This window comes from Enterococcus sp. FSL R5-0957 (genome assembly GCF_038008005.1).
Classification (GTDB): domain Bacteria; phylum Bacillota; class Bacilli; order Lactobacillales; family Enterococcaceae; genus Enterococcus_B; species Enterococcus_B faecium.
This window is the reverse complement of record NZ_JBBOYG010000001.1, coordinates 1,535,314-1,556,713: the sequence shown is the minus strand read 5'-3', so window position 1 is coordinate 1,556,713 and position 21,400 is coordinate 1,535,314. Positions and strand designations below refer to the sequence as shown.

The following is a 21,400-nucleotide window of genomic DNA, read 5'->3' as shown; positions in this document are numbered from 1 at the left end:
TCTCTACGAAAAGCTGTCTAAGATTTGATACTAACACCATACGGAAATCTGTTTGAATTTGACACACTTATCAAGCATTTAGAAAAAAGAGGTCTTCTACATGATCAGCTTGCAGTTGGCGGGGTTTCGATGGGGGGAATGACAACATGCGCCTTGTTGGCTAAACATCCTCATATAGTAGCGGGCGTGTGTTTGATGGGTTCCCCTGCACCTTTGGAATATGGAAAAGAAATCGTAAGGCGCGCATCGGAATATAATTATGTCGTACCAAAAGACTATTTTGATTTGATTTCATGGGTTAAGAGCTATGATTTGTCATTGCAGCCGGAAAAGTTAGCTGGACGTCCTCTGTTCTTTTGGCATGGACAAGCTGACGAAAAAATTCCTTATATACAAACGGAACGATTTGTAGAAAAAAATCGGCATAAGTCTTACGGAAAAGAAATTGTTTTTCGTTCCTCAAAAACACAGCGACATATGGTACAAATACCACTAATGGAAGAAGCTTCCACTTTTTTAGCAAAAAATTTGATAAAAAAGTATAAATAATTGAAACGGAAAATCACTCATGACGATAGAGGATTTTCCGTTTTTTATTTTGGGCTATAATAAACTCTGTTAGGAAAATTTGGTATAATTGATAGTAAGAATGACAACATGTTAGAAAGGAAGAGAGCATGCCCACTTTAGCAGATGTTGCAAAACGTGCCAATGTTTCAAAAATGACGGTCTCTCGAGTCATCAATCATCCGGAACAGGTGACTGACGAATTGAAAGAGTTAGTTTTCTCAGCAATGGCTGAACTGGATTACCGTCCAAATATTGCTGCAAAAGCACTTGTCACGAATCGGTCGCAGATCATCAAATTATTTATACTGGAAGAAATCGACACAACTGAGCCCTATTACATGAATTTGCTGATGGGAATCGCTAAACGGATCGGTAAAGCGCATTATTCTCTCCAATTAGTTACAAATGATGCCTTCGACGTCGGTTCTTGTGATGGATACATCATCACAGGTGTCAGAAAAAAAGACTTCGATTGGATCGATCGTTTGGAAAAACCAGTTGTCTTGTTTGGGGAAAATTCTGAAGGATATGATTATGTAGACAGCGATAATGAATATGGTACAGCAAAAGCAACGCAATATGCCTTAGAAAGAGATTATCAAACGATTATTTATATCGGTATCGAAGTGGACGAGCCTTTTGAAATTTCAAGGGAAACTGGTTATTTATCTGTGATGAAGGAAGTTGATCTTCCTAGTAAAATCTTGCGGTTTCCAAATCATTCGACAGAAGTAGAAAGATATATGACAGAAAACTGGGCAGATTTTACAGATAAAACTTGTTTTGTATGTAGTTCAGATCGGCTAGCACTAGGAGCAGTAAGAGGGATTATAAATGCTGGAGGACACTTGCCCGAAGAATTTGGTGTGATTGGATTTGATGGGGTATTTTTAGACCAAATCAGTTCACCTAAATTGACAACGATCAAGCAAGATATTATACGTATGGGTGAAGTATGTGGAGAAATGTTGTTAAAAAAAATAGAAGAAAAAGGGGCGAGTCAAGGTTATCGTCGTTTTTTTCCTGAACTAGTTATCAGAGAGACAACGAATTAAGTCTTATTACTATATATATATTTATGAAAATATTTATGAAATTCATCGCTATTTTCTTAAAATAATCAGCGCATTGCTACTGAAAACAATGAATCTGTGCTATTATTGAGAAAAGTTCCATTTTTGAGAAGGATGGTTTGAATGAAAGAAATCAGACGAAAACATTTCCGTTTTCCTGCGTACGATGATGAATTAGGCGTAAAATTAACCAACGACAAGAAGCGAGTATTATTTGACGGACAAGAAGATCTTTTGACTGAACAGAATCAGTCCCCGTTTGAGCAGATGAAAGAATTTCATTTCACGAACACGAACACCGAGAAAATCCGTCGCAAGCGTCGTGCAACAAATGGATTGAAGTCAGCTCCGCGTAAGGAAAATTTGGAAAAGCATAAAGGAAAATTACCGGATTATACCGGCCATTACCAATCAGAAATCACATCGACAGGACGAAAAAAACTTTTTGGTGATTCCTCTCGTTCTGTCAGACAAAGTGAAACAAGGACAGAGTCCAAGCATACTACACGAAACGCATCTATTGACACGAAGGTGCGGGAGCGTTCTTATTTTGTTCCTAAATATGTACCCGCATCGATTATCCCAGACCCTAGAGAAAGCAAAATTTCTGAGGATCATTTAATCGAATCGATGAAAAAAACGGATGACTCTTATCTGTTGTTCGATACAGAACCGACGCCGTATCAAGAAAAAAGAAATGGTGAGCCGTCTGTACGAACATTCAATCGAACAAAAACGTTAGAGGAAACAAAGCAGTCAGAAGAAAAAAAATCGAAAAAAAGCCATGGTATCTTAGAACGCTCATTACAAGGATTGATCGATGATCAAGGAAACTCTTTGGGAGAAAATAGCTATTTTAAATAAGTGATATACAAATTTATATTCGGCTACAGTTGGAAAGGAAACGCTGCGGCGTTTCCTTATTTTATACTCTATCCGAAAGTTTATATCGTATCCTCAGATTTTTTTGAGTTTAAGCGAATTTTTTCTCCCAATAAGTAAGAAAATAATGGCAAAATAAAAAAACAAACTATTTTCGCAGATCGTTTGCAAAAATAGTTTATTTTACCCGTGGTGCTAGTTAATTTTTTCCTAGAGGAAAATGTCTAAACATGTTGGTAAATCAACAAAAAAACGCATATAGTAGTCTCAAAACTCCCAAGAAATGAGGACTACATATGCGTTCATCAAAATATACTGAACATTATACAGATACTTTTATAACATTCAAGGAAATTATGAGAACTGTTTCTAACATATACCACAATTGTGTACCAGATAAGATTAAAAACCGAAGAAATACTGATCAACTGAAGCAACGCGATACAGTGATTATTGCTTGTGTTATATGGGGCATAATTAATGGCTATACTAGCCAAAGAGCCACGTATAGAGCGGTTTGTTCCGTCTTATTTCCTAATGGTGACTTTCCTAGTAGGAGTCGATTCACTCGCTTAAGTTCAAACTTAGCTTACACTATCAAGATTATTCGATACTTTTTCATCAAGAAGCTCACCAAAGGTGAACTAGTCGGAATTATAGATAGTTTTCCTAGTCCATTATGTAAACCAGTTAGAAATAGACAAGCAAAACTATTGAATCAAATAGCCAAAGTTGGCTATAACTCAACAAAAAAATCTTATTTTTATGGTCTTAAAATTCATATGATCGTTACTAAGACTGGCTTTCCGATTACTTACTCAATCACGAATCCAGGTGTCCATGACGTGAAAGTGTTAGAGACTTTATCGGAAGAAGCGAATCTTCCCAATATCCTAGGGGACAAAGGATATATTAGCCATAAAATCCATGAAAAGCTTGCCCTTAAGGGCATTACTATATCCGTTCCGCCACGTAAAAACATGGATAAATCAGAAAAACTAGACCACAGCTTACTTGGAAAACAAAGAAAAACAGTTGAGACTGTTTTTTCTTCCTTAGAAAAATTAGGTTGTCAAAATTTCAACTCACGTTCTGTTAAAGGGCTAGAGAGTAGATTTGAAAGCATATTACTGGCTTACAGTGTTCTATTAAGTCGAGCACAACGACGTTTTGAAGGAACTTTGAGATATTCTTTAGGATATTAAAATTAACTAGCACCACGGGTTTTATTTTTTATTTTTTTATAAAGAAGATTTTACTGAATAATATCATTTTAGTTTACATAATGATATTTCTGTAAATTAAACAAAGTAGTGAAAAATAAGAATCAGTGCTCTAACTGTTCAAGAGGATCAAGTGGTTCAAATGTTTCTGTAGTCTGTTTTGCTTCCAATTGGGGCAAAACAGATCCAATTTCCAGATACTTCACTTTATTCAATGTATAAGATAGAATAGAACAGCTAAGTAATGTATACAGAAAATGTGTGAGATCCAAATAAAGCAAGGAGACAACTAAAATACCAAAAGTAATCAAGAAAAGACTTTTGCCAATCTTAATATGAAAATATTTTTCAATGGCTTGATAAATGATATCTGTTCCGCCTGTGCTTCCGCCGAATCGAAAGACGAGACCGCAACCAATGCCAGAAAGAATACCTGTCATCAAACTATTGATCAGTAGACTATCTACAGCAAAATGTATATGAAGGCTCTCCCATAAATGTAAAAAGAAAACTAGCGCAAATGTTCCGACGATCGTCCGGAGAAAAGCGTGTTTTCCAAAAAGAAACAATGAGATAAGCAATAAAGGTAAATTAAAAAGCAGTGAAGTGACAGAAGGAGCGAATCCAAAAAGATTATGCAAAAGCAAAGCAATACCAGTAACCCCACCATCTGCCAGCTTAGATGGAATATTGATTCCTGTCACAGCTAATCCGTAGATTCCTGCGCCTAAAATGATTCCGCACAATTCTGTAAATAAATTTAATTTTTTCATTTCTAGCCTCTTTTCTTTTGAAAATTTTCAGCAACTTCTTTATTATACTGACTTATACTCTTACTTCAAGAGGAAAATGAAAAAAAATTATTTTTGGCTGTTTCTTTTTATTTATCAAATAAGGAGTGGAAAAATGCGAGCAGCAGACTTATTGACAATTCTTACAAAATCACCCAAAAAAACAGAGTATAAAGGAGTTTTTTTGGCTCAAGAACAAAAACTGGTGCCTGTGACAATGGTCCAGATAAATAAAGCAAATCAATTTATCTTTTTATTTGAACACGGCAAAGCACCACTTGCTATGAAAGACATCTTTCTTTTTTTGATGAAGAACCGTGAGAAAGCTGTTTATTATCAGTCAAAAGAAGAACTCATTCCGCTTTATGGAGTGAAAGAGATAGAAAATAAAGTGGTGATATAAGTAAAAATAAGAAAACAAGACGTTTATGATGTCAAAACAACCGTTTTTTACATTTTTGGCAAAAAAGTGTCATGATACAGTATAATATTCGTTGAACAGGCCAATAAAGGTGTTCTCCCCCACGAGATTTCTACTTTATTGGCTGTTTCTTTTTATTAAAATAAAAGTTGTGTGTGTAAAAAAGATATAGCTGATTCCAAGTGACAATTTCGTATAGATTTTTATGGTATTCGTAGTGAAAAAACGAGAACCAAAAAGTTGATCCGACTTTGTTGCTTGGATTCTTTTTTTGTCAGCATATTTAGAGGTATTTTTTTCTTTTTTTTGTTCGTGCTGTAAGGTTAAGGCAAGACAAGTTAGTTGGGAAAAAGGAAAGAAATGTTTATACTTAAAGAATAACAGAAAGGAAGGTCGCATGAATAATTTTATACAAACATTAAGTGAAAGAAAAGGCGAGTTGCTGGAAGCTGCATTTCAACATCTGTCCATTTCTCTCATTTCTTTGCTGATTGCAGCACTGATTGCTATTCCTTTAGCGATTTGGGCAGCCAATCATAAAAAAATGGCAGAAGTCTTATTGCAGATCACGGGTGTGCTCCAAACGATTCCTTCACTTGCCTTATTAGGTTTACTTATCCCATTTGTAGGGATCGGAACTGTTCCAGCATTGATTGCACTTGTTATTTACGCTTTGCTTCCGATTTTCCAAAACACGTATATTGGTCTAGCTGAAATTGACCCGTCTATTGAAGAAGCAGCGGTAGCATTTGGTATGTCCAGAATGAGACGCTTGCTGAAAGTAGAGCTTCCCATCGCATTACCTGTCATTATCTCAGGTATCCGAACTGCCTTAGTTTTAATCATCGGTACGGCTACTTTGGCAGCATTGATCGGAGCAGGTGGATTAGGGACATTTATTTTGTTAGGTATTGACCGAAATACACCTGTTTTGACATTGATTGGTGCGATCAGTTCTGCCTTGCTTGCCATTATATTCAGCGGACTGATTCGCTGGTTGCAGCATAAGAAACCTCGATATTCCATCATTACTTTAGCAGCAGTGGTGTGTTTATTTGGCGGCGTTTCTTTATATCAGTCTGCCTTGTTTAAAAATGAAACCATCACGATTGCTGGAAAATTAGGAGCGGAACCTGAAATCCTGATCCAAATGTATAAAGAATTGATTGAAGACAACACAAAAACAGAAGTTGAATTAAAACCGAATTTTGGCAAGACGAGTTTTTTGTTCAATGCACTGGATCAAGGTCAAATCGATATCTATCCTGAGTTCACAGGTACTGTCCTAGAAAGCTTGGTGAAGGTACCTGAAGCAATGAAAAGTGCTGATTTGACAAAAGAAAAAACATATGACGAAGCAGAAGAATTATTGAATAAGCAATTCGATATGACATTATTAAAACCAATGGCTTACCAAAATACGTATGCCTTGGCAGTCAAGAGATCTTTTGCGAACGAACATCAACTTAAAAAGATTTCCGATTTGGCAGCTATCTCTGATCAGATCAAAGCGGGATTCACACTGGAATTTATTGATCGTTCAGATGGATATAAAGGAATCCAAGAAGCATATGGCTTGAATTTTTCAAGTGTACAAAGCATGGAGCCAAGTTTGCGTTACCAAGCAATCAATAATGGAGATGTCAATATTGTGGATGCCTATTCCACAGATAGCCAGCTCAAGGAGTACGATCTAGTGACTCTAGAAGATGATCGAGGGTTATTCCCAGCTTATCAAGGCGCACCGCTGATGAAAAAAGATTTTGCTAAAGAACATCCTGAAATCGTTAAAGCACTGAATAAATTAAGCGGAAAAATAACAGAGGATCAAATGATTGATATGAATTACCAAGTCAATGTCGAAAAGAAAAAGCCGACAGAAGTAGCACGAATCTTCCTGAAAAATGAAGGATTAGTAAAGGAGGAAGATCAGTGACTAAATTAATCGAGTTCAAACATGTGCAAAAAAAGTATGATGGAAAGTATGTCATCGATGACCTAAATCTGGCAATCAAAAAAGGAGAAATCTTTGTTTTGGTTGGTCCTTCCGGTAGTGGAAAAACAACTACTTTGAAAATGATCAATGGATTATCTAAACCATCAGCAGGAGACATCTACTTCAAAGGAAAATCGTTAAATGAATATAATCTGCAGAAAATGCGGTGGAATATGGGATATGTGCTGCAGCAAATCGCTTTGTTCCCGACCATGACAGTCAAGCAAAATATTGAAGTCATCCCTGAAATGTTAGGTTGGGAAAAGCAGAAAAGAGCAGACCGTGTAGATGAACTTCTTCAAAAAGTTGGCTTATCTCCTGATATTTATCGAGATCGTATGCCTAGAGAGTTGTCTGGAGGAGAACAGCAACGGATCGGGATCATCCGAGCTATTGCTGCAAGCCCAGATGTGATTTTGATGGACGAGCCATTTAGCGCATTAGATCCGATTTCAAGAAACTCATTACAAGAATTGGTTTTGTCCTTACACGAAGAATTGGGCACGACCATCGTTTTCGTTACGCACAATATGGAAGAAGCAATCAAGCTAGGTGATCGTATTGCATTTATGAAGGATGGAGAAATTATCCAATGTGACACACCAGAGCAGTTATTGATGAATCCTAAAAACGACTACGTTCGGCATTTCTTTGATGAACCGAAACAGACGAAAGAGTGGCGAGTAGAAGATTTAGTCGTCAATGGATATTTCTTAAATGAAATACCAGAAAATGCTCGTCAACAAGTTTGCTTTGATACGCCTATGAAAGAAGTATATTCGCTTCTTTCGGTGTATCCAAGCATTGTGATAGTAGAAAAGCAAAGAAGTATTGGGTCGCTGACAAGTAAAGAAATCTTTGCTTTTTTAAGTCGAGAGGAGGAAGGAAATGAAAACATATGATGCAATCGTCATCGGTTCAGGTGTGAGTGGCTTAAGTGCTGCTTATGGATTGAAAGAAGCAGGTAAAACAGTACTAGTGGTCGAAGAAGATCTATGGGGCGGGACTTGTCCTAACCGTGGATGTGATCCTAAAAAAGTCTTGTTAAGTGCAGTAGAGGCACGTAATCGGGTAAAACAATTGAGTGGAAAAGGTTTTAACGAGATCCCAACTGCCAACTGGGAAGAACTTCAAAAATTCAAACGAACATTTACGGATCCAGTCCCAGAAAGCCGAAAAAAACAATTAGCAGAAGCTGAAATCGATCATCTTTCAGGAACCGCTCGTTTTTTGGATGATTCATCTATTGAAGTCAACGAAGAAGTCTTCCATGCGGATTACTTTGTTTTGGCAACCGGGCAAAGACCTACGATCTTACCAGTGGAGGGAAAGGAATACTTGAAAACTAGTGCAGACTTTTTATCATTGCCTGTACTGCCTAAAGAAATCATTTTTATCGGTGGTGGTTATATTGCTTTTGAGCTAGCTACGATTGCCAATGCTGCAGGGAGCAAAGTAACCATTGTCCATCATAATCAACGGCCATTAAAAGAATTTGAGGCGTCTTTGGTAGAGGAAGCCGTCCATCAAATGGAAGCATCTGGCATTCAGTTTGCTTTTGATGTTGAAACCCAAAAGATCATTTCAGAAGGTACTCGCTATCGTTTAGTCGGAAAAGAGATGGAATTAGTAGCAGATATGATTTTTTGTGCGACTGGGAGACAGCCGAATACAGAATCTTTAGCACTTGAACAAGCGAATGTCGTCTTTGATAAACACGGAATTGCAGTCAATGATTATCTGCAAACGAGCAATCCAAAAATTTTTGCGTGTGGAGATATTGTTTCAAGGAAAACCCCCAAATTGACACCAGTCGCCACTTTTGAAGGAAATTATGTAGCTAAGCGGATAACGGATGCAACAAGCGAACCTATCAAATATCCGATTATACCTACGATCGTCTATGCCAGTCCTAAACTTGCTGAAGTAGGAGTTACAAAAAGTCACGCCTCTTCGTCAGATCAAGTGGTAGAGATGGATCTTACCAGTTGGTTCACCTATCATCGTGTCAATGAACCAGTTGCTAAGGCTGAATTGACCTTTGACCAGCAAAATTATTTGATTGGTGCTGCAGTGATTAGCGAGCAAGCAGACGAATTGATCGATGATTTGACACTAGTCATCAATCAAAAATTGACTAAAAAAGAGTTGGATAGCTATATCATGGGGTATCCGACATTGGCAAGTGATCTCTCCTATTTATTGAAATAATCAGCATGATAACTAAAGCGCTTGTTGCTTTTTCCTTCTTGTGCTACACTTTAAAAAATGAATACCTGTTTCTGGGGATGTCGTAGACGACATGAGAGTAAGTTGTGAACTTAGACCCATTGAACCTGTCAGTTAATACTGGTGAAGGGAGAAACATAGCAGACGCTTGAAGCTGGTTACTATGTCGTGCCCATTTCAAGCGTTTTTTGTTATTCATATTAGAAGAAAGGAGGTAACAAAATGAAGAAAAATCTTTATCCAGCAGTCAGTATGGCATTCATTTTAATTATTTGGCAGATTGTTGTCATAGTTTGGAAAATACCTGCCTTTATTTTACCCGGACCTGCTGCTGTATTTTCTGCATTAGCGGCAGATGCACAAGTATTACTTTCCCATTCTGTCACGACATTAAATGAAGCAGTGCTTGGTTTGGTAATAGCTAGCGTTCTTTCTTTTATTACTGCCTTGGCAATGGATTATTGGAAGTTTTTAGAAATGTCTTTTTATCCGTTACTAGTGATTTCACAAATGTTGCCAATCATGGTGTTAGGGCCATTACTTACCCTATGGTTTGGTTTCGGTATGCTTCCAAAAGTGATCCTTGTTGTCTTGATAAGCTATTTTCCGATCGTAGTTTCTTTTTCGGATACATTGAGGAAAGTATCAAAAGAGCAAATCATCTTTTTGAAAACGATGGGGGCAGATACAGGGAAGATTTATCGAATATATAAAATACCAGCGGGTTTATCCGGCTTCTTTTCCGGTTTAAAAGTGGCTGCTACTTATTGTGTCAGCGGAGCAGTCGTTGGAGAATGGCTAAGCGCTCAAGCAGGCTTAGGGTATTACATGATACGCGTAAAAAACAGCTACCAGATCGATAAAGTTTTTGCTGCGATCATTTGTGTCATTCTATTGAGTTTATTGCTGAATGGCGCTTGTTCATTATTGAAAAAAGGGTATTATCGTATGCTTTATATTTTTTAAGAGAAGGGGATCAAATGAAAAAATTATGGCTTTTATTACCGCTACTGTTGCTTTTATCCGCTTGTGGCACTGCAAAAGAAACAAGTAGCAAACAAGAAACAAAGGATTTGAAAAAAGTGACACTTGTTTTGGATTATGTACCGAATACTAATCATACTGGCATCTACCTAGCAAAAGAAAAAGGCTATTATAAAGAGGCTGGTTTAAATGTCCAAATCATCGAACCAGGAGATAATTCGACAAGTATTGGTCTAGTAGGTGCGGACAAAGCACAATTTGGTGTAAGTTATCAAGAAGATGTCACTTATGCTCACGCAGATGGACAGAATATACCAGTCAAAGCAATTGCTACAGTGATCAAACATAATACTTCTGGATTCGCCACCCTATCAGACAGTAACATCCATTCACCAAAAGATTTTGAAGGAAAAACATATGCAGGTTGGCAAAGTCCAAGTGAAGAAGCTGTCTTAAAAGCTGTGATGGAAAAAGACGGCGGGGACTTTTCAAAACTGACAATGGTAGGAAGCAATGGAGAAGGGCCAGAAAGCTTAGGAAAATCCTCAGATATCCAATGGTACTTTGAAGGTTGGGATATGATCAAAGCAAAAGAAGTGGGTATTGAACTAAACTATATCCCATTGAAAGAATTAGATGAACGGTTAGATTACTATACTCCGGTAATTATTACGAATGATCAACTGATCAAAAGTGATCCAGAATTGGTACAGTCTTTTATGGATGCCACGAAAAAAGGCTATCAGGAAGCTATTAAGGATCCAAATGACAGTGATAAACTGTTGCAAAAATATGCAAAAGAAAATGATCGGACGTTTTTAGAAGAATCACAAGCATTCTTGTCAAAAAATTATACGGATGATCCTGAGAATTGGGGATTGATGGAAGAAAAAGTTTGGCGCAATTATACAGCTTTTATGCAGGAAAACGGATTGATCAAGCAAGATGTACCTTCGCAAGAACTATTCACTAATCAGTTTATAAAATAGGAGTGATAGATATGTCAATCCAAATCAGCCACTTGAATGTAGTCATTGAAAACCTGAAAATATTAGAAGACATCCATTTCACTATCCCTAAAGATACCTTTACATCGATTGTCGCGCCAAGCGGAGCCGGTAAGTCAACATTGATGAAAACTTTAACAGGAGTCCAGCCTATGACTTCTGGAACGATCAAAGTAGACGATCAAAAAGTAACTGGTCTCCATACAGCATTTAGTTATATGCCGCAAGAAGATATGTTACTTCCTTGGCTGAGCGTCTATCAAAACGTTACGTTATATCAAAAAATCAATCATCCAACAATCAATGAAGAACAAGTAAGGGATTATCTGGATATCTTTGGGTTAAACGGCTATGAACATTTTTTGCCGGAACAATTATCTGGCGGGATGAAGCAGCGAACGGCCTTGTTACGAACAATCATGAATCCTTCTTCTTACTTGCTTCTTGATGAACCATTTGGAGCGTTAGATGCTATGACCAGAGGGCAGATGCAAGACTGGATGTTGAAGCTGCCTAAAAAAGCAAAGCGGACTACTTTACTTGTGACGCATGATATCGAAGAAGCAATTTATTTATCAGACAGGATTCTTGTGCTTTCCGCCCGTCCGGCACATGTGATTGCTGAGATTCAAGTGCCTGAAAAACGACGGTCACGTGAATGGCTACTGCAGCAATCAGAGTTGAAGCAAACGATTTATCAGTTATTGGCAGGTGAATTAGATGTTAAGTGATGCTCATTGTCATTTAGATGGGAGTCAGAGTTTAGCACTCCTTCAGCAGGAACACACGATTTTGACGATCATCAATTGTGATTCGCCAGAAGAATGGAAGGAAAACAGACAGCTTGCAGCAAGTAAGACTCAAGCCTTAAGTTACGGTATCCATCCTTGGAAAGCAGATAGCTATACGTTTGAACAAGTTGAGCCTTTTTTGAAAAAAGCAAGGATCATCGGTGAAATAGGGTTAGATAATATTTGGACGAATGTACCGATGACTACACAAAAAAAAGTATTTGAGCGACAGCTTGCTTTTGCAGCCATAAATGAGAAACCTGTTGTACTGCATACAAAAGGATGCGAAAAAGAGATCTTAAATTATATCCAAGCTTACCCTAATCACTATTTGATCCATTGGTATTCTTCTTTGGACTATCAACAAGACTATATTGATTTAGGCTGTTATTTCAGTATTGGTCTTGATTTGAAAAAGAATCCAGCAGTCTGGCAACTAGCTAAAGCAGTCCCAATCGACCACTTACTTATTGAAACGGATGGACTACATGCAGCAGAGTGGGCTTTAGGGGGGATTTTTTCAGAAAAAGATTATGTCTCACTGCTTGAAGAACAGTTAAAGACAATCGCTGAGATCAAAGAGCTATCAGTTGAAGAAGTTAAAAAAAATACTTATCAAAACTTGGAACGTTTCATTAGATTAGGTAAATAAAAAAGAGGTGTGACACAACTAGTGTCGCACCTCTTTTTGGCTTTCTTTATATAAAAGTAAACCGTTCGATTAATAAATGAATCTTAGTACCAACCGTTTGCTTCCCAGAATGCTTTCGCCGCTTCCCAAGAACCATAACGTGAAGCAACATATTGTTCTGCCACTTTTTCTTGGTTCGCAGCAGAGTAGTCACCATTTAAGTAAGAAGAATCTAGTTGGTAACGCCCGATGTAACGTCCGTTCGTTGCTGTGTAAGAACCGCTTGATTCTTTTTGTGCGATCCATTCTTTTGCAGAGCTTGTGCTTGCTGGAGTAGCAGCAGTTTCTGTTACAGCAGGAGCAGCTTGTGTTTCAGCAACAGGCGCTGCTTGTGTTTCCGTTTGAACCGTTTCTTGTACAACAGGTTGTTCAGCTTGGACTGGTGCTTCTTGAACGGCTGCTTGAGGTTCAGCAGCTGCTTGTGCAGAGCCTTCTGTTGGGATTGTTAATTGTTGTCCTGAGTAAATCAGGTTAATATCAGAAATTGAATTTGATTCTGCAATGGCATTGATCAAGGAGTTATCACCAACGTATTTTTGAGAAATCGTTGATAGAATATCACCTGATTGAACGGTATAAGCTTCGTCCGCATGAGCAGTCGTTCCCATGAAGAATGCAGCGCCGGCAGCCAAAGTTGTTCCAAAAAGTAAAGTTTTAAGTGATGTCATGAAAAATCTCCTTTATTCGTTAAAAAGTTTTATTTGTTGTGTTCAACGAGGAATACTTTAACACGTGAAAATATTTCATAGGTAAAAGAAGCATGACAATTTATGACAAATCCACGTTTTTTGTAATAAATACAGTAATCTATGAAATGAAAAGGGTTACGTTTAATAAAACTTGCTTTTTTGTTTTTGTTCACCATAAATATTTATTTAAGAAAGTATTAACCTGCATTTTTCTCTATAAAAAAGATTTTTTAAATAGATAAAAAAGGAGGATTAAATGAGTATTTGATAGTATTTATATTAAAATTACATATGTAATTTAAAAACGCTTGACATTGTGTTTGAGATCACTTACTTTTAGTATGTAAAAGTATTGGATTAAGGAGCTATGCAAATGAAAAAGAAATTTATTACTGGTGGGATTGTCGTTGCATTTCTATGTCTAATTGGCTACACAGGCACGCGGTACGCAAAATGAAATTATTTTGTGGGGTGGAGAGACAGATATTGATACAATCAATGAGAATCTGACACAGCTTGATCATACATTGACAGATAAAGAGCAAGCGATTACAGATCTTACCGCTCGACTAGCACAAAAAGAACAGACATTGCAAGATTCAAAGGCAGATGTCCAAGAATACCAAACAAAAGTAAATGAATTAGAAAACCAAAAAAATCAATCGGCAGCAGAAAAACAAAACTTAGAAAGTCAATTAGTCAGCAAGGATGCACAACTACAAAGCAAACAAAATGAAATCAATGTCAAACTAGATGAGATCAACCAAAAAAATGATGAAATCAATCATCTGAATGCAGATTGGACAGCAAGACTACAAGAAGCACAAGCAAAACTTTCAGAATTACAAAATACTGTAAATGGTTTGAACCAACAAATCGCAACACTTACACAAGAAAAAACAAATGTAGAAACTCAGTTAACAGATACACAAAAGAAATTAGACGAAGCAACTGCTGAAAACTCAAGCTTGAAACAATATATTCAAAAGTTAGAAAAAGCAAAAGATGAAGTGGAAGATACAGCTGATAAATCTCAGCAAATTGTTGAAGAACATTTGCGTAAATAATCTTTCTTAACAAGTAAACCTAAATTAGTAAAGAAGCAACAGTAATCTATACTGCTGCCTCTTTTTTTTAGTACATGTCCTTCATCTTCGCAGGAAGTGCCAATATGATTTTAAGAAAGGTAATAGACAAAAAGTCAACAAGATAAAACAGAGTTTCTTCTTTACAAAGGGAATGTATGTTCGTATAATGGTATTGAGGTGAAGGTTATGGAGAAAAAATATGGAACAGTAGATAAGATCCGTACTTTGCAAGTCAGTGCCAGACCGTTGATCCGTTTCAGTTTAAATGGGGTCAATTGTTTGATTGCTTCCCATAGTTTGAACTTCCTAGCTGAAGTAGACGAAGGGATGAAGTTAGTCGTTACAGGTTATTATAATAATAGAAAGCAATTTGTTGTGAGATCCTATCATGTGTTAGGGAAACCCAAAATTGTGGTAGAATATGAGAAAAGTCTATACCCAAGAAAAAAGGTCCGACAAGATGAAAGAATAAACTAGAAAACAAGCGGCTGAGACAAAAATGTCCTAGCCGCTTGTTTTGGAAAGATGTGGATAGGCTACAATTAACTAGACAGAAAAATTAAGGTGTGTAGACTAGAAGAAAACATACCAGGAGGAATTTTTATGTCTAAGAGAACACGAAGAACTTTTTCACAAGAATTCAAGCAACAAATCGTCAATCTTTACTTAGCTGGAAAGCCACGTGTAGAAATCATTCGAGAATATGAACTAACGGCTTCAGCATTTGACAAATGGGTAAAGCAATCTAAAACGAGTGGTTCATTCAAAGAAAAAGATAATCTTACGCCTGAACAAAAAGAATTGTTAGAACTACGTAAAAGAAACCAGCAATTAGAAATGGAAAATGATATTTTAAAGCAAGCAGCGCTGATATTCGGACGAAGAGACAAGTAATCGATGCGAATAAGCATCTTTACCCTATATCAGCGATGTGCAGAATATTAGGTCTATCACGTCAGTCCTATTATTATCAATCAAAACCAAAGAAAGACGAATCAGAACTTGAAGAAGTAGTCGCTGAAGAATTTATCCGCAGCCGAAAGGCCTACGGCTCAAGAAAAATAAAAAAAGCCTTATCAAAACGAGGCATTCAGATCAGCCGACGAAAAATTAGTAGAATCATGAAAAATAGAGGATTAAAATCGAGCTATACTGTTGCTTATTTTAAAGTACATCATTCTACTTGCAATGAAGCCAAAACGACAAACGTATTGAATCGTAAATTCTTAAGAGACAACCCATTAGAAGCGATCGTAACAGACTTGACTTATGTACGAGTCGGGAAAAAATGGAATTATGTCTGTTTCATTTTGGATCTGTTCAATCGAGAAATTCTCGGCTATTCTTGTGGAGAACATAAAGATGCCGTTCTAGTAAAAAAAGCATTTAGCCGTATCAAACAACCTCTGACAGAGGTTGAGATTTTTCATACTGATCGTGGAAAAGAGTTTGATAACCAAGCTATTGATGAATTATTAACAACTTTTGACATCAATCGATCATTGAGTCATAAAGGCTGTCCTTTTGATAATGCCGTAGCTGAATCAACTTATAAGTCGTTGAAAGTAGAATTTGTCTATCAATACACATTTGAAACCTTACAACAATTGGATTTGGAGTTATTTGACTATGTCAATTGGTGGAACCACCTTCGGTTGCACGGTACACTTGGCTACGAGACACCGGTTGGTTACCGTAACCAGAGATTGGCGCAGCGAATCCTTGATAATGAGCTCGGATGTGCTAACGCTAGCGAGGCAGTCTAACTTTAACTGTTAGCTCCTGCCGAAGATCGTCACATCCGAGGAGGCTCATTGTCAAGGACAATCGGAATAGCATACGGAAAGAAGTTCTACACCTTATAAAATTTGTCAAAAAAACTGTTGCCATTCCAATGGATGCAGACGATGGGATTTGAACCCACACGAGCATACGCTCACAAGAACCTCAATCTATATACAACTACATGTATTTAAGTATTTGTGATGAATCACTAAACTTTACAAACTCATTTGAGGGATATTGCTTAAAGATTGAACAGATCAATTCGAAGCCCTATTAGTATTCGCTCAATGGGGGGATCAGAGGCCATAAAAAGAGACTAGTCATTACTAGTCGCAGGTAGTGGAATTGTAGGATTTTAAACGTTCCTGGAGAGTACCGGTATGTAACTCGAAGAGGTGATTATCATAGTCGTAAAAGTAAATTGAAGAAGCCTCGCCTTTCACACGAGAACGTCCTGGTTCGACAGTTAAACCTAACATTTGGATTTTTGAGACAAACGAATCTATATCTTGTTCGTCAATTTTAAAAGCAATATGATTGTATGTCTTTGGCAGTTTATTCGACGAATTCTGCATTACTGCAATCCATAGGTCCTTAACTAAGAAAAATTTTTCTGGATATAATGAAAATTTTTTTTGTTGACTATCGTAGATTTCTTTTGCATCAAATAAGGTATTTAACAATACAGAAGTTTTATTTAAGTCTTTAACAATTAACGTAATATGAGAAATTTCCATATCAAACCTCCTCTTTTTATCGATTCTAACATAGGGTCAATTTGATGAAAAGCTTTTAATTTTATTGTTTTAAAAGTTATTTCAAAAGAAAAATATGGAAGCAGAATGAGCGTTCAAGACAGTATTTCATCTATATGATCTAAGAGATAAATCGCTTAAAAAGTGTATTTCAAGAAGTGAAAAGAAGCCATTTCTTAATTCATAAGTGAGAAAAATATAGCATTATATCTATCCGCAGCAGGCGTCAATCTTGAAATTAAACGATTAAAAAAGCAAAATAACCGACTGCAAAAAATAGAGCGTTGTGGCGAAAGGAGTGTACGTAAACTACCTGTATATAAGTTGCAGTTATATATTAGATCACTCGTTGAATGGTTTTTTATGTCGTATAAATGGCTTAATAACGTGCCTACTGACAGGGCATTATGGCTGTAATCTTACTTTGCAGTTCCTGCAGCAATCACTGCTCAAATGCAAGACTACTTTATTCACAGTTTAAAAAATACTACGATAATCCCGCATTGAAACCTGATAGCAGTACTGAAGATCAGAGCCTTGATGATAAAGTATCAGCAAGCACGCTAACGCATCAAGGGAACGTTTATGGCAAACTAGATATTTCAAAAAAGTAATAGACAAAACAGTTCGTGTGGCTGGCTGGTTCTCGACAAACCACAAGGTGTAGTTGGAACTTATGTTTACGTACTTGTGATAGAACACGGAACACCTAAAGAATTAACGTGTATTTAATCTCAAGCGACTGCTCGGCAAGACATCAAAAAGGCATACGGAATCAATGTGGCGATGCAATCAGTCAAACGATGAAGGTGTAGTGAAGGATGTGCGATTTCTGATATTCATTTGACGATATATTCAGCCCACACATGAGGGGATACATATAAGTATTTAAAAGATAACTTTTAAGTTATCTTTAAGTAATGCTTAAAGCTATGTTATACTCTATTAGGAAATATAAGAAGGAGTATAAAAATGAACAAACATAATAGAAAAATAACGAATAACAAAGAACTGATCTTGTTACTAATAGGGATTTGGGGTATCTTTTTACTCTTTAATATGTATATGCCGACTATGAGAGCGGATGACGTAGTTTATGCAAGTAGATTAGATGAACTTGGCTATTTGGGTGCTTCGATAGAACATTATAAGACATGGAGTTCAAGAATTATTATAGAACTATTCTTAATGTTCTTTTCTAAACACTTTATGCTATGGAAATTATTAAATTCTACGATTATGTTAGGAATTGTAGTATTACTTTGCAAGTATGTTTTTGAGAAAATAAATGTTAAAAATTTATTATTGGTTTGCTCTATATACTGTTTAATACCATTGACAGTAATGGGGGAAACCGGTTGGAGAGCAACCACCTTGAACTATCAGTGGCCAGTAGCATTTAGTTTACTAACTTTTTATCCGTTTTTTCAACTCTTAAGAGGAGAAGAAATAAATAGAAAAATATATTGGGTAAGTATTCCTTTATTGATATTTTTAACTAATCAAGAACAAGTCAACGCCTGTTTTTTTGTTCTAACAAGTATAGTTAGTTTATATTTGATTGTCAATGGACGATATAATTATAAGTTATCAGTATTTTCAATAATAAGCTTAGCAGAATTAATTTTCTCTTTGACAACTCCAGGGAATGCATTACGTGCTGCACATGAAATTAATAAATGGTTTCCTGAATATAAAAATTTCAACTTTCTTAATAAGTTAGATTTAGGTATTTCATCATTTGGAAAGCCGTTTTTTTTAGACATGAATATCTTATTTTTATTGCTATTTTTCTTAATTTTCCTTCTAACATATAGGAAATGTCAAAACTATTATGTGCGTATATTGACTGCATTACCGTTTTTCTTAAACCTGATTATTTATTTTGGTAATACAATGGGTCAAAGCTTTACTTACGTCAATGGAAATAAAAGGGCAATGATTTGGAGTAGTAGTAACCTGAATAATCTCTTTACAGAGTTAGGAACGAAACTGTCACTTTTTTATCCAGGTACTTGGATAGCTACTTTAGTAGTCTTGGCATTATTACTATGTTTAATTGTTGGAATTTAATTAAGTTTTGACAATAAGAAAACTTCTATTTTTTTAGTTATTTTGATGATAATGGGATTTTGTTCAAGGTTAATTATGGGATTTTCTCCCACAGTATGGGCTTCCGGAATGCGGACGTACTATATACTTTATGTTGTTATCGCCATCTTAGTACTAATGGCAGTTAAAGAGCTAATGAAAAGCATGAGTGTACAAAAAAATGAATTTATGCAATTTGGATTAACCGTGCTTGGTATTTGTACCTTTATAATAACGGTGATAAACAGATAATATACAAAAAATCCCTCGCTTTAGTATTAGGTGAGGGATTTTACTCGTTTTTCGATTAATTGTTTTAACACTTGCAAGTTTCTACGAGTAGCTTGTTTCCGACCTTCATATACTCACCTCAGGCTGTTTACATGATTGTACGTTCTTTTTGTAAAGGATACAGTGATATGTATATAATGGCATAAAGAAACGTTCAAACAAAAAAACTCGTGAAGCAAAATTAACTTCACGAGTTGTAGTGCAGATGATGGGACTCGAACCCACACGAGCTAACGCTCACATGACCCTCAATCATGCTTGTCTGCCAATTCCAACACATCTGCGTAATAATAACACACTAATGATAGCGAGGTTTTACATAGTTGTCAAGCTCAAAAATGGGAGGACTTATTAAGATGGAGAAATATGACGGAGAATTTTCAGGACTGGGAATGATCTTAGGTGTATTGATTGGACTTGCATTCGGACGTTTTTTGCTTGGTTTTATGCTAGGAATCATTTGTGGAATTGCAATGGATTGGGCAGCGAATCTATGGAATGACTATCATGACAATTAAGTTCTCAACGCTTGTTTGTGTTTTTTTAATACTTACGTTTTTCCTAAATAAGTGGCAAAATTTTCTAGGATGGAGTATGATATTGAAATAGTAAATAACAAAAAATTTGGAAAGTTCTAACTTTTTGAAATGAGGGATTAGCTAAGTGATGAGAGAATTTGAAAAATCCAACAAATTAGAAGGTGTCAGTTACGATGTTCGCGGTCCCGTTCTAGAAGAAGCGGAGCGGATGCAAGAAGAGGGCATTAGTATTTTAAAATTGAACACGGGAAATCCCGCACCTTTTGGATTTGAAGCACCAAACGAAGTCATTCGTGATTTGATCATGAATGCCCGTGACTCAGAAGGCTACTCAGATTCCAAGGGGATCTTTTCTGCTAGAAAAGCAATTGAGCAATATTGCCAACTGAAACATTTTCCGAATGTGACGATCAATGATATCTACACCGGCAACGGAGTGAGCGAATTGATCACGATGTGTATGCAGGGGTTGCTGGACAATGGAGATGAAGTACTGGTTCCAATGCCGGACTATCCGTTGTGGACGGCTTCTATTGCATTAGCTGGAGGCACACCTGTTCATTATATTTGCGATGAAGAGGCAGAATGGTATCCTGATATTGATGATATCAAATCAAAAATAACGAGTCGGACAAAAGCTATTGTTATCATTAATCCTAATAATCCTACTGGGGCACTTTATCCAAAAGAATTATTAGAAGAAATCGTTGAAGTAGCTCGACAAAATAACCTGATTATTTATTCCGACGAAATCTATGATCGCTTAGTGATGGATGGTCTAGAACATATTCCGATTGCTACATTAGCGCCTGATTTGTTCGTTGTTACGCTGAACGGTCTATCCAAATCTCATCGTGTAGCAGGATTTCGAGTAGGCTGGATGGTCCTAAGTGGAGATAAGTCACACGTCAAAGGCTATATAGAAGGGCTGAATATGTTGTCCTCCATGCGTTTGTGTTCCAATGTATTGTCTCAGCAAATTATCCAAACCGCGCTAGGCGGTTATCAAAGTGTCGATGAGCTGCTCCTGCCAGGCGGAAGGATCTATGAACAAAGAGAATATATCTATAATGCAATCAATGATATTCCTGGTCTTTCAGCCGTAAAACCAAAAGCTGCTTTTTATATATTCCCAAAAATTGATACAAAGCGATTCAATATTTTGGATGATGAAAAATTCGTTTTGGACTTTTTACATGAACATCATATTCTACTTGTACATGGTGGTGGATTTAATTGGAACCAGCCAGATCATTTTCGAATCGTTTATCTTCCTAAAATGGATGATTTGAAACAAACAGCTAAGAAAATGAGAGAATTCCTAGCAACCTATCGCCAAAAATGATTTTAAAAACCAAATTTTTCAGTAGGAGGGCCACAGACAAACACACTGAGGCTCTCTTTCTAGTGGAGTTTTCTTAAATAACTAAAGTATATTATTTAGTTGCAAGTCTTTTCTTGAAGTTTGCGACTTCCTAAAGTAAAATACGAATAGAATGCGAAT

Annotated in this window: 18 protein-coding genes, 1 tRNA gene, 3 pseudogenes and 1 riboswitch; of the genes and pseudogenes, 18 read left to right on the top strand and 4 right to left on the bottom strand. The window is 36.6% G+C overall.

Going from position 1 to position 21,400, the window contains the following annotated elements:
- Positions 1-39: 39 nt before the first annotated feature.
- From MKX69_RS07500 to MKX69_RS07485, 4 genes and pseudogenes are all read left to right on the top strand, one after another.
- Positions 40-549 (top strand): annotated as a pseudogene (locus tag MKX69_RS07500) (alpha/beta fold hydrolase); the annotation flags it as partial.
- Between the two features lie 128 nt (positions 550-677).
- Positions 678-1,625 (top strand): LacI family DNA-binding transcriptional regulator, encoded by a 948-nt coding sequence (locus MKX69_RS07495; protein ID WP_002289258.1) that lies wholly within the window; start codon positions 678-680, stop codon positions 1,623-1,625.
- A 141-nt stretch (positions 1,626-1,766) separates the two neighbouring features.
- Positions 1,767-2,507, top strand: a complete 741-nt coding sequence (locus MKX69_RS07490) for a hypothetical protein (RefSeq protein ID WP_341009585.1) — start codon at positions 1,767-1,769, stop codon at positions 2,505-2,507.
- A gap of 314 nt (positions 2,508-2,821) precedes the next feature.
- Entirely contained in the window at positions 2,822-3,730 is a 909-nt protein-coding gene (locus MKX69_RS07485) for an IS982-like element ISEfm1 family transposase (RefSeq protein ID WP_002295743.1), read from the top strand.
- Between the two features lie 122 nt (positions 3,731-3,852).
- On the opposite strand, the gene MKX69_RS07480 is transcribed toward MKX69_RS07485, so the two are convergent.
- Positions 3,853-4,521, bottom strand: coding sequence for a YitT family protein (locus MKX69_RS07480; RefSeq protein ID WP_002297002.1), 669 nt, complete (start codon positions 4,519-4,521; stop codon positions 3,853-3,855).
- Positions 4,522-4,654: 133 nt separating this feature from the next.
- On the opposite strand from MKX69_RS07480, the gene MKX69_RS07475 reads away from it, so the two are divergent.
- The 8 genes from MKX69_RS07475 (at position 4,655) to MKX69_RS07440 (ending at position 12,619) form a co-directional block, all read left to right on the top strand.
- The gene (locus tag MKX69_RS07475; RefSeq protein ID WP_002324669.1) at positions 4,655-4,942 is read left to right on the top strand and encodes a hypothetical protein; all 288 of its coding nucleotides are present in this window, start codon (positions 4,655-4,657) and stop codon (positions 4,940-4,942) included.
- A 415-nt stretch (positions 4,943-5,357) separates the two neighbouring features.
- Positions 5,358-6,896 (top strand): ABC transporter permease/substrate-binding protein, encoded by a 1,539-nt coding sequence (locus MKX69_RS07470; RefSeq protein ID WP_002289765.1) that lies wholly within the window; start codon positions 5,358-5,360, stop codon positions 6,894-6,896.
- A complete protein-coding gene (locus MKX69_RS07465; RefSeq protein ID WP_002289763.1) occupies positions 6,893-7,858 on the top strand; it encodes an ABC transporter ATP-binding protein in 966 nt (321 codons plus the stop codon). The genes MKX69_RS07470 and MKX69_RS07465 overlap by 4 nt, the downstream gene beginning before the upstream one ends.
- Positions 7,845-9,167: a dihydrolipoyl dehydrogenase family protein gene (locus tag MKX69_RS07460; RefSeq protein WP_002339395.1), complete on the top strand. Its 1,323-nt coding sequence runs from the start codon at positions 7,845-7,847 to the stop codon at positions 9,165-9,167. The genes MKX69_RS07465 and MKX69_RS07460 overlap by 14 nt, the downstream gene beginning before the upstream one ends.
- A 62-nt stretch (positions 9,168-9,229) precedes the next feature.
- A riboswitch (TPP riboswitch) is annotated at positions 9,230-9,334 on the top strand.
- A 73-nt stretch (positions 9,335-9,407) separates the two neighbouring features.
- Positions 9,408-10,151 (top strand): ABC transporter permease, encoded by a 744-nt coding sequence (locus tag MKX69_RS07455; RefSeq protein ID WP_002297003.1) that lies wholly within the window; start codon positions 9,408-9,410, stop codon positions 10,149-10,151.
- Between the two features lie 14 nt (positions 10,152-10,165).
- Positions 10,166-11,158 carry an ABC transporter substrate-binding protein gene (locus tag MKX69_RS07450; protein WP_341009581.1) on the top strand — a complete coding sequence of 331 codons (993 nt, stop codon included), beginning with the start codon at positions 10,166-10,168 and terminating at the stop codon, positions 11,156-11,158.
- Positions 11,159-11,169: 11 nt separating this feature from the next.
- Complete coding sequence (locus tag MKX69_RS07445) at positions 11,170-11,907, top strand: ABC transporter ATP-binding protein (RefSeq protein ID WP_341009579.1); 738 nt, start codon at positions 11,170-11,172, stop codon at positions 11,905-11,907.
- Positions 11,897-12,619 carry a TatD family hydrolase gene (locus tag MKX69_RS07440; RefSeq protein WP_002297012.1) on the top strand — a complete coding sequence of 241 codons (723 nt, stop codon included), beginning with the start codon at positions 11,897-11,899 and terminating at the stop codon, positions 12,617-12,619. Before MKX69_RS07445 ends, MKX69_RS07440 begins: the two co-directional genes overlap by 11 nt.
- An 83-nt stretch (positions 12,620-12,702) precedes the next feature.
- On the opposite strand, the gene MKX69_RS07435 is transcribed toward MKX69_RS07440, so the two are convergent.
- The gene (locus MKX69_RS07435) at positions 12,703-13,326 is read right to left on the bottom strand and encodes a LysM peptidoglycan-binding domain-containing protein (RefSeq protein WP_341009576.1); all 624 of its coding nucleotides are present in this window, start codon (positions 13,324-13,326) and stop codon (positions 12,703-12,705) included.
- Between the two features lie 394 nt (positions 13,327-13,720).
- On the opposite strand from MKX69_RS07435, the pseudogene MKX69_RS07430 reads away from it, so the two are divergent.
- The 3 genes and pseudogenes from MKX69_RS07430 to MKX69_RS07420 all read left to right on the top strand — a co-directional run bounded on the left by MKX69_RS07430 (position 13,721) and on the right by MKX69_RS07420 (position 16,201).
- Positions 13,721-14,414 (top strand): annotated as a pseudogene (locus MKX69_RS07430) (DNA-directed RNA polymerase subunit omega).
- 207 nt (positions 14,415-14,621) lie between these two features.
- Positions 14,622-14,912 carry a hypothetical protein gene (locus MKX69_RS07425; RefSeq protein ID WP_002295437.1) on the top strand — a complete coding sequence of 97 codons (291 nt, stop codon included), beginning with the start codon at positions 14,622-14,624 and terminating at the stop codon, positions 14,910-14,912.
- 126 nt (positions 14,913-15,038) lie between these two features.
- A protein-coding gene (locus MKX69_RS07420) for an IS3 family transposase (RefSeq protein WP_086956687.1) occupies positions 15,039-16,201 on the top strand; the annotation gives its coding sequence in 2 pieces (ribosomal slippage) (positions 15,039-15,315 and positions 15,315-16,201; 1,164 coding nt in all).
- Between the two features lie 345 nt (positions 16,202-16,546).
- Here the strand turns inward: MKX69_RS07420 and fosX are convergent.
- The gene (gene fosX, locus MKX69_RS07415; RefSeq protein WP_010723919.1) at positions 16,547-16,957 is read right to left on the bottom strand and encodes a FosX/FosE/FosI family fosfomycin resistance hydrolase; all 411 of its coding nucleotides are present in this window, start codon (positions 16,955-16,957) and stop codon (positions 16,547-16,549) included.
- Between the two features lie 990 nt (positions 16,958-17,947).
- On the opposite strand from fosX, the pseudogene MKX69_RS07410 reads away from it, so the two are divergent.
- Positions 17,948-19,318: pseudogene (locus tag MKX69_RS07410) on the top strand (DUF6056 family protein).
- A gap of 239 nt (positions 19,319-19,557) precedes the next feature.
- Here the strand turns inward: MKX69_RS07410 and MKX69_RS07405 are convergent.
- A tRNA-Leu gene (locus MKX69_RS07405) sits at positions 19,558-19,641 on the bottom strand.
- Between the two features lie 54 nt (positions 19,642-19,695).
- Here MKX69_RS07405 and MKX69_RS07400 point away from each other — a divergent pair.
- Positions 19,696-19,875 (top strand): hypothetical protein, encoded by a 180-nt coding sequence (locus tag MKX69_RS07400; RefSeq protein ID WP_002303756.1) that lies wholly within the window; start codon positions 19,696-19,698, stop codon positions 19,873-19,875.
- A 148-nt stretch (positions 19,876-20,023) separates the two neighbouring features.
- Positions 20,024-21,241 carry a pyridoxal phosphate-dependent aminotransferase gene (locus MKX69_RS07395; protein ID WP_002303757.1) on the top strand — a complete coding sequence of 406 codons (1,218 nt, stop codon included), beginning with the start codon at positions 20,024-20,026 and terminating at the stop codon, positions 21,239-21,241.
- The last annotated feature ends 159 nt before the right edge of the window (positions 21,242-21,400 follow it).

Bases quoted from the DNA above. Each gene is read 5' to 3' on its own strand.
- MKX69_RS07495 (WP_002289258.1), top strand. From the start codon at position 678: ATGCCCACTTTAGCAGATGTTGCAAAACGTGCCAATGTTTCAAAAATG.
- MKX69_RS07490 (WP_341009585.1), top strand. From the start codon at position 1,767: ATGAAAGAAATCAGACGAAAACATTTCCGTTTTCCTGCGTACGATGAT.
- MKX69_RS07485 (WP_002295743.1), top strand. From the start codon at position 2,822: ATGCGTTCATCAAAATATACTGAACATTATACAGATACTTTTATAACA.
- MKX69_RS07480 (WP_002297002.1), bottom strand. From the start codon at position 4,521: ATGAAAAAATTAAATTTATTTACAGAATTGTGCGGAATCATTTTAGGC.
- MKX69_RS07475 (WP_002324669.1), top strand. From the start codon at position 4,655: ATGCGAGCAGCAGACTTATTGACAATTCTTACAAAATCACCCAAAAAA.
- MKX69_RS07470 (WP_002289765.1), top strand. From the start codon at position 5,358: ATGAATAATTTTATACAAACATTAAGTGAAAGAAAAGGCGAGTTGCTG.
- MKX69_RS07460 (WP_002339395.1), top strand. From the start codon at position 7,845: ATGAAAACATATGATGCAATCGTCATCGGTTCAGGTGTGAGTGGCTTA.
- MKX69_RS07455 (WP_002297003.1), top strand. From the start codon at position 9,408: ATGAAGAAAAATCTTTATCCAGCAGTCAGTATGGCATTCATTTTAATT.
- MKX69_RS07450 (WP_341009581.1), top strand. From the start codon at position 10,166: ATGAAAAAATTATGGCTTTTATTACCGCTACTGTTGCTTTTATCCGCT.
- MKX69_RS07445 (WP_341009579.1), top strand. From the start codon at position 11,170: ATGTCAATCCAAATCAGCCACTTGAATGTAGTCATTGAAAACCTGAAA.
- MKX69_RS07440 (WP_002297012.1), top strand. From the start codon at position 11,897: ATGTTAAGTGATGCTCATTGTCATTTAGATGGGAGTCAGAGTTTAGCA.
- MKX69_RS07435 (WP_341009576.1), bottom strand. From the start codon at position 13,326: ATGACATCACTTAAAACTTTACTTTTTGGAACAACTTTGGCTGCCGGC.
- MKX69_RS07425 (WP_002295437.1), top strand. From the start codon at position 14,622: ATGGAGAAAAAATATGGAACAGTAGATAAGATCCGTACTTTGCAAGTC.
- fosX (WP_010723919.1), bottom strand. From the start codon at position 16,957: ATGGAAATTTCTCATATTACGTTAATTGTTAAAGACTTAAATAAAACT.
- MKX69_RS07400 (WP_002303756.1), top strand. From the start codon at position 19,696: ATGGGAGGACTTATTAAGATGGAGAAATATGACGGAGAATTTTCAGGA.
- MKX69_RS07395 (WP_002303757.1), top strand. From the start codon at position 20,024: ATGAGAGAATTTGAAAAATCCAACAAATTAGAAGGTGTCAGTTACGAT.